The 12,990-nt window shown below is 56.5% G+C and carries 5 protein-coding genes; 2 read left to right on the forward strand and 3 right to left on the reverse strand.

The features are described 5' to 3' along the window. Positions 1 to 79 precede the first annotated feature (79 nt). Complete coding sequence (locus CF651_RS13400) at positions 80 to 1,654, forward strand: response regulator (protein ID WP_094015347.1); 1,575 nt, start codon at positions 80 to 82, stop codon at positions 1,652 to 1,654. Further along, positions 1,651 to 3,450: a cache domain-containing sensor histidine kinase gene (locus CF651_RS13405; protein WP_094015348.1), complete on the forward strand. Its 1,800-nt coding sequence runs from the start codon at positions 1,651 to 1,653 to the stop codon at positions 3,448 to 3,450. Before CF651_RS13400 ends, CF651_RS13405 begins: the two co-directional genes overlap by 4 nt. 66 nt (positions 3,451 to 3,516) lie before the next feature. Here CF651_RS13405 and CF651_RS13410 read toward each other — a convergent pair whose 3' ends face one another. The 3 genes from CF651_RS13410 to CF651_RS13420 form a co-directional block, all read right to left on the reverse strand. Further along, positions 3,517 to 3,831 carry an L-rhamnose mutarotase gene (locus tag CF651_RS13410; protein WP_094015349.1) on the reverse strand — a complete coding sequence of 105 codons (315 nt, stop codon included), beginning with the start codon at positions 3,829 to 3,831 and terminating at the stop codon, positions 3,517 to 3,519. Positions 3,832 to 4,019: 188 nt separating this feature from the next. Further along, positions 4,020 to 4,349 (reverse strand): ArsR/SmtB family transcription factor, encoded by a 330-nt coding sequence (locus CF651_RS13415; protein WP_094015350.1) that lies wholly within the window; start codon positions 4,347 to 4,349, stop codon positions 4,020 to 4,022. A gap of 268 nt (positions 4,350 to 4,617) precedes the next feature. Beyond that, entirely contained in the window at positions 4,618 to 12,570 is a 7,953-nt protein-coding gene (locus CF651_RS13420; RefSeq protein WP_179232795.1) for an S-layer homology domain-containing protein, read from the reverse strand. Positions 12,571 to 12,990 lie beyond the last annotated feature (420 nt).

The following is a 12,990-nucleotide window of genomic DNA, read 5'->3' on the forward strand; positions in this document are numbered from 1 at the left end:
GGCAAAGGCCGCGGGATTGCGTTATGATAGGCTCAGACATTACGGCATCGCCCGTTAGCCGGATCACTGGAGGACATGCATGAGATTACTGCTGGTTGAAGACGAGAAACTGACAAGAGAAGGCATCAAGAAATCATTCCAATGGAGCTCACTGGGGATTATGGAGGTGGAAGAAGCGTTCGACGGCATACATGCTTTGGAGACCGCGCAGCGGTTTCAGCCGGACATCGTATTGACCGATATCAAAATGCCCCGGATGAACGGCGTGGAATTCGCCTTTCAAATCCGCAGCCTGTACCCGGATTGCAAAATCATTTTTATGAGCGGCTATGCAGACAAACAATACCTTAAAGCGGCCATTTCGCTCAAAGCCATCAGCTATGTGGAGAAGCCGCTTGATATGGATGAATTGGAGGAGGCGCTGCAGGAGGCCGTTTCCATAGGTTTAAAGGAGCGGCAGCTGAGCAGCGTCTCCAGGGAGCAGCTGCATGCCAGCTCTTCTCTAATGAAACAGGAGCTGGCTCTGCAGCTGATTCGCGAGGCGTACGATGAGGAGCTGCTGCGCAAACGGCTGGATTGGGCCGGGCTGCAGCTGCCGCTTAAGAGGCCGTGTGCAACGATTATCGTCAAAATATTGCCTCCGAATCCGGAGCAGGAGGTACTGGATTCGATTGCCCTTGCAGGCTCGGAGCAGCTGCAGCGCCCTCTGCTGGCCGCTCTGAAGGATGAGCTTCACTGGATCCTTCATTTGTTTGCCGCTGATGAGAGCGGAACACTAGGCCGGAAGGATATTGGGGCCGCTGCCGACTGGTTGTCCGGGGAGTTAAAAAGACATCCGTACCAATTCGCCATAGCGGCGGGCGTCGTCGTTCAAGAGGCTTCCCTCCTAAGCCGTTCCTACACCTCCGCTGTATTTCATTTACAGGAAACGTTCTACAAAGGGCCCTATTGTACCGTCATTGCAACAGACAACGAGAGAGCGGTTACAGAGGTGGTATCGTACCAGTTCGACCATCATTTTGTGAAGGATTTCAGAGAACAGCTGGAGCGGCACGACTTCGGACAAGCGGAGCGAATGCTTCATTCCCTTCACCAGGGGATCGTCAGACTGCCGGGTACATTAGTCAACAACGTCAAGGAAATGTATTATCAAGTGCTAATGGAGCTGGATAAATTCGGTGCGGGGCTGGGCCTTTCGATTTTTGAGACGGAGGAGGAAAGCCGGTCCCTTTGGAATTTCATTCTTGGCTGTAGCTATGAGCAGGAAATTTTCCGGTATCTGCAGGCCAAGGCAGAGCAGCTGCAGCAGGCGTTGGCCGAGCGGGGCATCGGAAGCAAAGCGAGTAAAATCGTGAAATATATTCACCAGCACTACTCGAACGATGAATTATCCGTTCAGGAGATTTCCGATCATCTGCAAATGACGGCCTCCTATCTGATATCGGTTTTCAAGGAGGCTACCGGGAAAACGATCCGGCAGTACATCATGGATTACCGGATGGACAAAGCTAAGCAATTGCTGAAAAACGACCGGCTTAAAATTTCGGATATCGCTTCACAAGTAGGCTATAAAGACGGCGAATATTTCGCCAAAATATTCCGCAAAGCTACAGGCATGACACCTTCGGAGCACAGGGAGCGTTACCATTCATGATTCTTTTTCTGAGCAGCCTATACCGCAAATGGCTTTATAACATGAAGCTGCGCCATAAAATCATGCTGACCTATTTAGTGCTTATCGTGTGCCCTCTCGTCATTTTTCAACTGGCTGCTTCTGAGAAAATATCGGGAATGATGACGAGCCATATTACTTATTCCGCCGAACAGGGCTTCGACCAGACGTACTCGTTTCTCACGTACCGGTTCAAGCGGGTCGCAGATACAACAGATGTTATGGCAACAAACCCGCTAATGATGGATATATTGACCGATACGTCCAGACTGAACGACATTAGCCGTCAGTTGAAGGATTACAACGATCTTAAACAGCTGCTCAAATCGCTTCAGGACGGCGTCGATATCGCCCGCATGTTTCTGTATGTGCAGGGGGCTTATATTTTCTCCAACGAATCGGAAAATTTTTTGCCGATGGATACATCCCGTATCCCCCCCTGCTTTACCCGTCTCAAAAAGGAGGATGTGAAGTACGTATGGTGCTCCCCTGCCGAAATTGACGAAAGCAAGCAGGACCGCGGCAAATTTCTATATGTTGCCCGAAGCATCCGCAACCCGAACAACTATTTGGAAACGATCGGCCAGCTGAGGGTCAACGTCAATGCGGATACGATCCGGACCATTCTGGAAAAGGCGAACGTTGTCAAGCACAGTGTCACCTTTTTAAAAAGCCAGGATAACCAGATTATATTGTCCTCCGATCCAGGGCAGATGCCTCCGTTAGAGGTGAATTTCCCGGAGCCGTCACCCCATCAGGATTTGATCAGCTTCAAGAGCGGTGGCAGCTACTATTTGCTGCGGCCGATCCCTTCCTCCCAGTGGTCGATGGTCACCGTCATTCCGCTGGACGAGATCGTCAATCAGAGCCGCCAATTGCGTAACGAGCTGCTCTTTCTTCTGGCTATTATTGCAACAGCAGCCTACGTACTGGCTTATGTGCTGGCTTTTTCCGTAACAAGACGTATTTCCCAGCTGACCCGGCGTTTGAAGGATATACAGGATGGGAGCCTGAGTCCGTTGGCGCAAGCCCAGGGAAAGGACGAGATCGGGGAGCTGATCCGGACCTACAACTTCATGATCGAGCAAATTTCGCGCATGAACAAGGAGCAGTACAAGCTGGGACAAGAGGTCAAAAGCGCTGAGCTGAAGGCACTCCAATCGCAAATCAACCCGCATTTTTTATATAATACGCTGGATCTCATTAATTGGATGGCTGTCGAGGGAATGAACGGCGAGATTAAGAAAGTGGTCAGAGCCTTGGCCCGCTTTTACAAGGTGAGCTTGAGCAACGGGAGAGACATTATTACGATTCGCGAGGAGCTTAGCCATGCGGCTTTTTACGTGCAGATTCAAAATATCCGCTTTGAGAATAAGATCAAATACGAGGTTGAAGTGGAAGAGGAGATCATGGACTTCCTGATTCCCAAAATCACGTTCCAGCCGATTGTGGAGAATGCAATCCTTCACGGTATTCTCGGGCGTCCGGAGCGCACGGGTACGATCTCGATCTTCGGCCGAAGGACGGAAACAGGGTTGCGCTTCACGATCCAGGACGATGGCATCGGCATGACGGAGGCTCAGCTCCAGCAATTAACTCATGAGGGCGATAAGAAGCGCGGCCCCGGCAGGAACGATAGCGGCTACGGAACTATCAATGTGGCGCAGCGGCTTCACAATTATTTCGGAGACGAGTATGGACTGACATATCATAGCGCAGAGGGAGAAGGCACCACTGTAGCAATTCGGATTCCGGCCGTAGACAGGGAGGAGCCGTAGCCTTACTCCTCCCTGCCGCGCCTGCATACGTGTTGTAGGCGGGCAGTGAGGTAACGCGATCTGCAGCTACGGCTTTACAAAGCTGTACATCCCCGGTATCCGCTTCACCGTGCTCCCATTATCCCACGGCAGCAGCATGTCCTTCATATACTCCTGCCAACGAAGATTGGCCGGGTCCTGCTCCAGCTGACGCATCGCGTCATCGAAATGCTCAACGAGCATGTAAGCGAACAAGGTACCCTCGTGATAATAGATGTGATAGCTGTGGATTCCCACCTCGGCGAACTTCGCTTCCAGCTCTGGATATACACGCTCATGCCTTTCTTTATAGGCTTCGTAATCTTTCGGATCGATTTGCAAAACAAACGAAATATGCTCCATCGTACACAGCTCCTTTGAGTCCCAGAGGGAGGATATGAATGATTGGTATCCCTCATTGTACCAGCTTGCATGGACTGTTTCATCCAAGAATCGTGTGAGAAAATAACGGAATGTTGCGGGGAATTTTGGCCGCAGCCTGTAAATCGTTCGCAAGCAAACCAGCAAGCGCAGCTACTACATAGCTTGCTTCACTCCTGTTCCTCCTTAAGAAGCTGATCCAGACGAATCATATTTTGTTTCCAAAATCTCTCGTAGTACGATAACCAATCCTGAAGCTCCTTCAGCGGTTCGGGATTGAGACGGTTTCGCGTCTCACGGCCGACTTTACGCTCGCTCACGAGGCCGGCTTCCTTCAATATCGTCAAATGCTTGGAGACTGCGGTGCGGCCCATCGCAAAATGCGGAGTCAACCGATTGAGCGGCAATTCATCCGCATCTGCCAGCAGTCGAATGATTTCACGCCGGGTCGGATCGGCCACGGCATAATAGACATCCCGTGTCTGTGCAACTGCGCTCATCATCACCCACCCCCTCACATGAAATGAAATTACACCAAATGGTGCCTTTATTTTATGACGCTATATAGAGTCGCGTCAACAAGAAGCATCCACACCTTCTTTCCTAAGCTATCCTTCATCGCTGGTTTATTTTCTTTTAACACGTGCAAAGAGGACCGCCCGGCTGCAGCCGGTGGTCCTCTTTGCTTTGGTTCTGCTTATATTCCGCAGCAGCATCGTTGTGCGCTGTGATGCGTGGTTCGTGCGGTTCACCCGCCGCAGCCTCCGCCTACTCCTTCGCTAGAAGCAAGCCCCAGCGCTCCAGCAAGCGGACGAGGATGACAGCGGCTTGCGCTCGGGTAGCCGTGTCATTCGGCCGCAGCTCGCTCTCCGTGACCCCGCCTATGAGGCTCTCGGCCACCATGTGCTCCACCGCTTCCCGGCTCCAGTCCGCAAGCTGCGCCGCGTCCTTGAATGGAGCCAGGGTGCCTGCTTCCGCCATTGGCGCATGCTCGCCGAAGAGCCGATGCAGCATCACAGCCAGCTCCTGGCGCGTGACAGGAGCCTCCGGACGGAACGTATCGCCGTCGCCTTGCACCAGCCCTCGGGCCGCAGCCTCCTGGATATAAGGCGCGAACCATTGATCAGCCTGCACGTCGCGGAACGACGGCGCCTCCCCGCGCTGCTCCGGCAGCTTCCCGGCTTGGCGAAGCAGCTCCAGAAGCAGCTTCGTCATTTGCGCCCGCGTGATCGGGCTGTCCGGTGCGAAGCGCGATGCGTCCACGCCGTCCGCCAAATGGCGGCTCAGCAGCACCTCTACCTCGGAGCGGCTCCAATGGCCCGCAAGATCGTCGAACCGCGGATCATAAACGAGAACCGCATAGCTTCCCCATTGCTCCAGGGTGCCGGCGATTTCGTGTCCGGTCTGCCGAATCGTACCGCCCACATAGCGCCAGCCGGCAGGAGCGGCAGGATCCTTACGGTAGATGCCAAGCTTGCGAGGATCTGTTCCCTGCAGCTGCTCCGGCGCATAGCGCAGCGTGAGCTGCAGCGCTCCGCCCGGCTGTGAAGCCGCGCTCAGCGTCATTTCCTCAGACACCGCGCGGTAATCCTCGGGAAGACGGATCGATGCCTGCGGCAACCGGCGAATCCGGATGTCCTGACCGACCGGTACCGTCCCGTCATGGATCCCTAGCCGCAGCAGACCGTCAAACACCGAATGCTCTATCCTGCCGTCTGCTGCCTGAATAACCGCTTCGTTCGCAGGCAATTCCGGAGCGGGGGCCGGAACAGGTGCTTCGCCGGTACCGCCTCCGCTTCCCCCTCGGCTGCCTTTTCCTCCCCTGCCGGTAGCTTCCTTCACCCCTGAGACTGTGACCGGCTCCGACACGTGCCCTTTCTGATCGACAGCCTGCAGCATAACTTCATATACGCCGGGAACGGTAAGCCCTTCATAGCGATGCTGCTGTTCGCCTGCTGCCTTCTCAACAACAGCGCCGAACTCCGTTTCCCCCGGCGGTTTGAGTGACAATCGAACGCCTCGCAGGTCCGTTTCACTCGGGTCTTTCCATGTGACGATCAGGTCGGTCGCCTGAATCGTCAGTGCAGCTCCGGTTACAGGGCCCGGCGGCCGATCTTCCCCAGAAGGGTCGAACGTCGCCTTGACAATCACGGCCTCCGAGCTGCGTCCAGCCAAATCGACGGCTTCCAGCTTCACCTCATAGGTGCCGGGAAGCGTTAGGCCATCATAGCGGAAGCGCTGTTCGCCGCGGTATCGTTCCGACGCAGGCCCGAAGTCGGCCTCCTGCGGTTCTTTCAACGAAACCCGGACGCCCCGGAGATCCGGGTCGGCAGCGTCCTTCCAGGTGACGGTCAAGCCGCCAAGCTCCTGTACGACGGCAGCAGCAGTCACCGGACCCGGCGGTTCGTTGCCGGGAGGCTGGATTTCAGCAAGCGTGGCTCCGCTGACCGCAACCCCGCTTGAGGCTCTGCCGTCCAGATCGACGGTCATGAGCCGGGCGGTATACCTCGTATTCGACTTCGCACCGGATAATGTGCTAAAGCCGGTGCCTTTGACGACGTCTGCAATCGATACGACGGCCCCTGTCTCCGCCTCCTGCCACTCCACCTTCACATGATCGAAGCGCACGTCGTCTCTTTCCGTCCAATGGACGGCCAGAGCGCCTACACCTGGAATCGTGTATAGCGTATTATCGGCATACACCGCCTCCATCACCGAATCCGGCTGCTTGAAAGCGACATCGGCTGCGAAGCTCTGCTTCATCGGGATGCCCGCATAGCTCAGCACCATGGAGTCGATAGCCATACGGTAGCTCTGGCCCGGGACCCAGGACGCCTTGACCATAAACTGTTTGGCAAGCTTGACGCCGGATGGACTCATTTGTGGATCAACCGGGACGATTTCGACAGGCAGCATCTCCTCCGATTCCGGCTCGCCGCCGATCCCCGGCTTGACAACCGTAACCAGCTCTGGCAGTACCGAGTCTGCCTGCAAGTATTTATCGAACAAGACGCGCACACCCTGCTCCTTCAAATCCGGCAGCACCGCCGCTACGGTCGGCGGTTGATTGGATATCATGCCCACGTTGACATCGAAGTGTGGCGGAAGCACCTGCAGCACTTCGCTATGAGCGGGCTCATAGCCGTCTTTTTCATACCTGACCTGCCAATACCCTTCCGGCACATCCCAGCCGTACTTGCCTTCCCGGTCCGTGACCAGGGGATTGGTCTGCCCATAGGTATCAGCGTCCCAACGCTTCCACTGCCCGTCGGCAGGATCGATGGTTCCAACGGTAGCCTGCACGCCCTCCAATCGGTTCGACGCAACCGCTTCATACACATAGCCGCTTGGATCATACAGCCACTTCGGATCGACGATTTCCCGCCTTCCCGGATCATCGGGATCATTCGGATCATCCGGCGGAATCGGGCGATCCGGTTTGTCCTCGTCGTCCTTGCATTCCGGATCCGCCTGCTGGGCGGCAAACTGCGACTGGAGCGCTTCAAAATCGTCCTCCCAAGCCGAATTCAACGCATAATTGATGGCAAAGGACGAAAGCGCAACGCCGGCGCCCGCCAAAAATCCGATGCCGATCGCGACCAGATTCATTGCTGTAAGCTGCATCACATATTTCAAAAATAAGTTTGCAAACAAACGCTCATTCAATTCGCTCAGCTTGTCGTTGTAGCTGCGGATCGCATTGGCCGACATACAACCGGCACCGTCCAGCTGATCGGCAAAATCGTTCAGCCGGTTCATCTTCTGCTGGTACTCGTAGCCGGAATAAATGACTCCGGCCAGTCCCAGCTTCGACGGAGTGCCCGGCGTCTTGATCTCATATTTGATATCCGTGCCGATTTCGATAAAGAGCGACTCGGATGTCAAAGCGCCAAGCTGCGGATGGATGCCCCGAAGCAGCGACTGTGCCTGCTCGACCGGCATGACGGCGCTGACGTGCATCGTTCCCAAGGAAGGGTTCGCCTGGAACTTCACATCGTACACCTCCGGTCCGTGCGAAGGAGGCGCACCCGGCTTGTAGCCCGAAGGTACAGGGGCATAATAGTAGCGGACCTCCGCCCTTTCATCGGCGGCATCCTGACTCGTAATGACCACAGTATTGACATAAGTCCGCCCGGAGCTACCGGCGCCCCCGGCCGTTCCCGCCAGCGGCTGCTCCCCATCATCCAGCACCTCCCGGTGAAGCTGGCGAGCGAGCGGAGGCAGCTGCTGCAGCATTTCTTCTTCCGTTGCAGGAACCTGCGCATCGGTCGGAATGACCTTGTAGCTAATCGAGATCGGACCGAGATTTTTTTGATAGGTTGATTTCAGCCCTTCCCAGCGCTTGGTCATCGGATTCAGTGTCAGCGGGATTTCCTCCTCGGCCAGATGCAGCTGCACATTGTACACCTTCTCCGGAGCCTGGAATTCAACCGAAAAAGTGATTGGATCAAACGGCCTGATCGAGATCGGCTTACGGACAACCCCGTCGGTTAAATCCGCCTCCACTCGGTGCCCGCTCATGAACATTGTCAGATGGAGCGGCTGCGGTGCGGAAGAATCATACCGGACGAAGGCCTGGCTGGAGAGCCATTCATTCTGACCCTTGGCGGCACGTGCCGTGAGCGCATGAGTTGTGCCTTGCGCCTGATCGTCCGTCAGCGTGATCGTCTGACTCCAATAGCCGCCGGCCGATGCCGCCGTTTCTCCTACCGCCACCGTGCCGTCATAAACCGTCACTTGGCTGCCCGGCACCGTCCGGCCGCTGACCGTAAAGGTATTACGGGCGGTGGTTGCAGGTGCGTCCAGACTAATAAGAGTCGTTCCGATCCATGCTGCAGCTAACGGTTCCTCCACGAATTCGCCCAGTTCTTCCTTCTTGAATTTGACGGCAAAGTCCACCGGAATCGCTGCCGATTTCACTTCGTCAACCTGCAGCTGGTACTGAATCGTCCCTCCCGATTCGCCGTGTATCGCCTCATCCAGAAGCACCTCATAGCCGGAGCCGGACAGCTCCACAATTTCCTTCAGCTTCGGTCCGTTCACGATGGCAATGGAATCCTTTATTATTGAAGTTCCCGCAGGACTTCGCAGGATAAGCGATGGGGAAAAGGCTGTTCCCGTAGACAATCCGTTCATGTACGTTCCACGCATCGTGATCCGGCTTCCCTGTGCGGCAGGGCCATCGAGAGCCTCCAGGGTATTCCCGTTCAGGCCGCTGAACCAGGCATTCTCCGCAAGCTCGATTGACCCGAGCTCCGTTACTTCTCCATCAAAGACAGTGAAGCTTTTGACGGCCCGCAAGCCGCGTACCGCCCCGTTTGCACCGAATAATGCCGTATATTTCCCGCTCTCGGGAAAAGAGATCCGGAACAGGCCGGGATTCAGTACGTACGAAGCCGTTGCCTGGCCCACGGTTCCATCGGCATTCATTTTGTAAAAGACAACGTAAAACGAGTTCAGCGGAATCGCCGGATCCACCTGCAGCTTGCCGGTAACGACGGCTTTCTCCTGCAATCGCAGCTCTGCCTTGCCGTAATAAGAGTTATCGATCGTTACGCTTTGGCAGTCCGATCCCATGGATTGGTACCGGTCGCTGACGCACAGCTTGAACGTTTCCCCCTCTACGCCTGAAGTCACGAAGCCATTGCTCAAATAGGTCGCCGATGCCTCTTTACCGTCACCCTTATACAGTCTGAACGTGTATAAATTATTTAATGACGATGTCAGATCCTCTTGCTTCCAGCTCGAGCCGATCGCCCGTGTATACAGATCGACGGCCAGCGTCACCTTCGATTCCGGGTACACCCGCAGGTTCAGCTGCTGCTCGCCGGACCCCTTCACCTGAACCGCCAGCTCCTCCCGGGTACGCAGGTTCCGGCTGTCCAAAGAGTAAGACACTGCAATGGCGTCGCCCTCGGGAACCGATATCCGGTACATGCCGTGAGCGTCGGTCGTCCCTTCGGCCACATGCCCTGCCTGCCGGATGCGCACCAGCGCTTTGCTGACCGGCTGGTCTTGCGCATCCGTCACCTGTCCGGTGACGGTACCGTAATGGATAACCGCCGGCACGGTGAACGGCGTTAAAGCGCCCTCCAGCAGAACCTCTGCCGGTTCAACCGCTGCATAGGGCCGCGGAAGCTGCACCTTAACGGATGCCTTGCCTCCGATATAGCCCCCACGCAGCTTCACCTCACCCTTGACATTCGTCAAGCCCGTTGCGACGCTTTGCGGGTCTGCCGCGTCGCCAGCCGTCACAGGGATATAGGCTTTGGGACTCTGGTCCGCCTCCACAACCTTCACCAGGACATAGGCCGGGATCTGCGGCGTCATCCCTCGGGTGACCAGCTCCCCTTTGGCAGCGGATACCGACACCGTTTCCGCAAGCACCGCCCCGTCCGCAGAGAGCAAGGTCAGCCTGTAATCCGGCGCGTCAGGGAGCGCGAGCCTAAGCGGCTGCTGACCGTTGTACGCGGACTGGCCTCCCGTTTTCTTGCTTGCGCTCCACCCGACCAAACGGCTGCCGTTCAATGCGGCGCGAATTTCGGCGTTCGACAGATCGTCGATCTGGATATCGACGGCTGCCGAAACAGGCGCAGGCAAGCCTTCCGCCGGCTTCGAAACCATGGAGCCGTCCGAATCGGCTACCCGGCCGAGGAGCGACCGGATTTCCGTGATGCCGGTTGTCAGCGGAAAAACTCCCGTATACAGGCCCGGAGTCTTTTCCGTTAAGGCCACCTCGGCGATTCGTTCCTCACTGCCAACGGCATAAGTCACCACTGCCTCTGCCCTGCGTTCCTTCGCTCCGGCTACGGTTACCTCCAGCTGGCTGCCCAGCTGAATATGCTGTCGGGCAGCCATCGGAGCCTGCCAGGTAACCTTCTCAATCGGCTTGCCTGTCGGAGGTACATTGGAGCATCCGCTCGGGCAGGCTGTAAACACGCCGGACCGGAAGGTGCCCTCCTCCGTCGTTTGTGCGGTATAGACTGAAGCAAAACCGACGGTCATTCCATCCCGGCTCAAGCCCGCAGTCATCCCATCCGTTGACGGATTTGTGACAAGGACAGTAACTGCGCCTGCTGCCAGCAAATCGAGCCAGCGAACCTCGGTGAAATGCCCGCCGTACCCGGCGGCACCGGAGTCGTACGCATTGGCGATCAGCTTGCGCCCGTCGCCGCTTATGCGCGGACTGCTGTATTTCAGCGAGCCCGTGCCTTCCAGCACCCGCTTGCTCTTGCCAACTCCGGCTGCCTCGCGGTCCCACACATAAATGCTGCCGCTCAGGCCATAAGCGACATACCGTCCATCATCGCTGACGCTATGTCCCCAGGCCCCCTCCGCGATCAGCTCCGTGGCGCCGCCCGCAGCCAAATCAGCGACATACACCTTGTTATAGAGGCACCCTTCGTTGCACCCAGTGTAGAAGGCGACGTATCGGCCGCTGCCCGAAACGATCGGCTCATGCATCCCCTCCGAACGGATGTCGTCCGGTATTGCAATCCGCGAGAAGGACTTCGTGCTGCGTTGATACACGAAAAAGTCATTGCTCCCATCCTCATCACCCGGGATCAGCCGGTTCGCACTTGTTTCAAAAACGATGGTTTCCCCATCCCGGCTTACCGAAGGGCTGTGCGCATCGGCATCCAATGGGGCGATCGAATGCGCTCCCGCCCCCGGCTCCCTCACCATCACCTCGTAAGCCAGATCGGCGACATTGGCCAAGAAGACGATCACACTGCCGTCCTCGTTCAGCATCGGCTCCAGAGGACTCGATACGCCAAATGGCAGCGGCACCGACTCCATAGCACCGTCCCCAAGGCTGCGGACATACAGCGCGCCGGTATCGCTTCCCGCTCCCGGCACGAGATTCGTCGCAGCGGATACAAAGGCCGCTTTGCGCCCATCCCCGCTTAACGCCAGATCCCTCGCGTCCCCGTTTCCAGGGGTTCCCGATGTGGAGCTGTTCAAATACTGCTGGCTGGGGTGCGGCGTCCCCGCATAGAAGCCAAGGGGATACGCCGACGCGTTCCCGGCTTCGTCCAACGCGTACACCTCATACTCCAGCTTGCTTTGCGCAGGAATCCCGGTATCCGTATACCGCGTATCCACCGTTTCGGCAAGCGGTACGCCGTTGCGAAGGACACGGTATTTGACCGGGGCTCCGCCCGACACCCCCGGCTCCCAGGCCAGCACAATTTGATCCGTGCCGACCGTCGTCCAAGCACCGTTGCGCGGCGCCTCCGGCGGTGTGGTGATGAGGCGCACCTGCACGGGCTCCGATTCGGCTCCAGCGCTTCCTCCCTGCACATAGACCGCGGTGAAGCGATACACGCCGTCCCCCTTCAGCTGGGCTGTAAATTGAAACAACCCTGATGCTTCCACGGTAGACTTGCCGATGTACTCTTTCGCCGCGTCGTCCTTCACCATCCAGAACCCGACCTCGGCACCGGGCTCCGCCTTCCCCTTCAACAGCAGCGTAGGCGTATTGACCGCCTTCGGCAGTGTATCCAGGACCGGTGCATCCGCCGCTGCTCCGTAAACGCTCCGGTAAACGGATTGCGTCACTGCATCGCCTGCAGCTGTGCTGAATAGCAATGGAGCTGCCGTACGGAACGATCCATTCGCTTCCGCGTACCCCGGAAACATGGATGTGACCAGCATGGAGCAAACCAAGGCGGCGCTCAGCAAGGCTTTGCCTGAACGCTTCAGCTTACCCTTCTTCATCTTCTTACCCTCCTCCAAATGTCCAAAGCGGGACGGCCTCTCATAAAACGATACAATACGTATCATCGCAAGCGTACGCCTGCCCCAAGCCCTCCCGTTTGGCTACATTGCCCATTATAGTGCAGTCGCTGAAGGGTGTAAATTACCAACGAATCACAACTTTGATCATTTTTTCCCAAACCTGTCGGGAAGTTTTTCCCGGCTTTTTCCCGTTGCTGTCAGGATCGTACAGACAGCTCTCCGCTGGAAGTAGAGATAAACGGCTTTGCCGTTTACAGGATGGCATACCTCCGTCAAGGTAGAAATGTAGACGAAATATAAGAAGCTTATACTCTATTGAGAAAACCTCGATCGAAGCCTTGCGAAGATGCGCGACCGCGTTCTATGGTTGGTTGTGGTAAAAAAAATGGCCTGCAAGCA

The organism is Paenibacillus rigui, assembly GCF_002234615.1.
Taxonomy (GTDB): Bacteria; Bacillota; Bacilli; order Paenibacillales; family NBRC-103111; genus Paenibacillus_S; species Paenibacillus_S rigui.

Coding starts and splice junctions, on each gene's coding strand:
- CF651_RS13415 (WP_094015350.1), bottom strand. CDS start 4,349: ATGAGCGCAGTTGCACAGACACGGGATGTCTATTATGCCGTGGCCGAT.
- CF651_RS13405 (WP_094015348.1), top strand. CDS start 1,651: ATGATTCTTTTTCTGAGCAGCCTATACCGCAAATGGCTTTATAACATG.
- CF651_RS13410 (WP_094015349.1), bottom strand. CDS start 3,831: ATGGAGCATATTTCGTTTGTTTTGCAAATCGATCCGAAAGATTACGAA.
- CF651_RS13400 (WP_094015347.1), top strand. CDS start 80: ATGAGATTACTGCTGGTTGAAGACGAGAAACTGACAAGAGAAGGCATC.
- CF651_RS13420 (WP_179232795.1), bottom strand. CDS start 12,570: ATGAAGAAGGGTAAGCTGAAGCGTTCAGGCAAAGCCTTGCTGAGCGCC.